Annotated in this window: 2 protein-coding genes; both read left to right on the plus strand. The window is 45.2% G+C overall.

What is annotated here, in order from left to right; all coding sequences use genetic code 11:
• Nucleotides 1-70 precede the first annotated feature (70 nt).
• The gene (locus tag FC82_RS13330; protein ID WP_056997255.1) at nucleotides 71-745 is read left to right on the plus strand and encodes a helix-turn-helix domain-containing protein; all 675 of its coding nucleotides are present in this window, start codon (nucleotides 71-73) and stop codon (nucleotides 743-745) included.
• Nucleotides 742-1,635 (plus strand): IS3 family transposase, encoded by an 894-nt coding sequence (locus tag FC82_RS13335; protein WP_056997256.1) that lies wholly within the window; start codon nucleotides 742-744, stop codon nucleotides 1,633-1,635. The genes FC82_RS13330 and FC82_RS13335 overlap by 4 nt, the downstream gene beginning before the upstream one ends.
• Nucleotides 1,636-1,689 lie beyond the last annotated feature (54 nt).

Genomic DNA, 1,689 nt, shown 5'->3' on the forward strand with positions numbered 1-1,689 from the left:
TGCGATAATCCCTTTATGGTTGTCAGATGAAATACAATAATTCATCTGATGATTATGGAGGGATTTTTGTATGCCAAGATCTAAGTTCACAGCTCTTGAAAAGCTCAAGCTGCTGGAGGATTATCAGCTATCGGTTCTCCCGAGAACAACTTATGCAAGGCAGCATGGAATCAGCCAGGATACATTTAAACAGTGGTTAACGCGTTACAAGCGTGATGGGCTTGAAGGACTGAAAGAAGCTAAGAGGAATAATCATTACAGCAGGTCATTGAAACATACCGTCGTCTTTGCGTACTTGAATGGAGAAGGCACATTTACTGAGTTGGCGGACAGATATGGTCTACGTACCGCTACCCAAGCAAAAAACTGGGTTACCAAGTATAATGAGGACAAACCTTTGACGGCATCGCCGTCCAGAAAGCAGGTCCCCACTATGCGTAAGAAGATAACTTTCGAAGAACGAATTGAAGTCGTTGAGTACGTGGTCAAGCATAAACATTCATACGCTGAAGCTGCAGAGCACTTTCAAGTTTCGTATCAACAAGCACGTTCTTGGGTACTTAAGGTCAAGAACGGCGGGTACGAAGCCCTCGTTGATAACCGTGGCCATCACAAAGACGAATCTGAACTGACTGATCTTGATAAAGCAAATCTTCGTATCCGCCAACTAGAGGCCGAGCTTAAAGACAAAGAATTAGTGGAACAATTCGCAAAAAAATTGCTGGAACTTCAGCGCAAGGGGTGAACAAACAACATCGGCTGGCCTACATCGCAATCAAAGAGATCAGTCAAGGCACGCGTGGTGCACTCACCAAGTTATTAGACGTTGTCGGCGTAAGCCGGCAGGCCTACTACAAAGGCTTAAAACGAGAAGAAACTGCTTGGGAAGCTCGTGATCGGCAACTCAAAGAACGGACACAATACTGGTTTGATTTTCATCATCAAGGCATCGGTGCTGGGAACCTCTTGGTGAATCTTCAACATGACGAGTCAATTACCTTTGAAGTTACTTATAAAATGGTTCGACGCGTTATGCGAGAAATGGGCTTGAGATGTCAGATCCGGATCAAGAAACACAGCCGTCAAAAAGCAAGTGAACAATACGTTCAAGACAACGTCTTAAACCAGAATTTTGAAACAGACGCGCCGAACAGGGTTTGGCTGTCCGACTCAACAGAATTGAGATTTGGCCCAAATGGTGAACATAAGATTCGATTAAGTGGCGTTCTTGATCTCTATGGGCGTCTTCTCTTATCGCACCATCTCAGCATTACCGAAACCTCAGCTGCGGAAATAGAGGTATTCCAATGTGCATTTGATAGTGTCGGCGACGTTCATCCACTGGTTCACACAGACCGCGGCTCAGCTTATACCTCCGGCGCCTTCAATAACTTTCTTGGACGTTATGATGTAACTCGCAGCATGTCTCGTCCAGGCACACCATACGATAATGCGCCAATGGAACGTTGGTGGAACGAATTCAAGTTGCGCTGGATGGAGCGTCATCCGATGCCTAAGACCTTTGAAGAACTAGCAAAACTAGTTGAAGAAGGCATTGAATACTTCAATCACCACAACCGCTCAGCGCAAAGAAACGGCCTCACTCCAGATGAATACTGGAATGAAGCCGCTTAGAAACAGACTCAACTTTATATTATTTCATCTGTCAACTTGACAGGGCCTAGTGCA

It is taken from the genome of Secundilactobacillus collinoides DSM 20515 = JCM 1123, from assembly GCF_001435975.1.
GTDB lineage: Bacteria > Bacillota > Bacilli > Lactobacillales > Lactobacillaceae > Secundilactobacillus > Secundilactobacillus collinoides.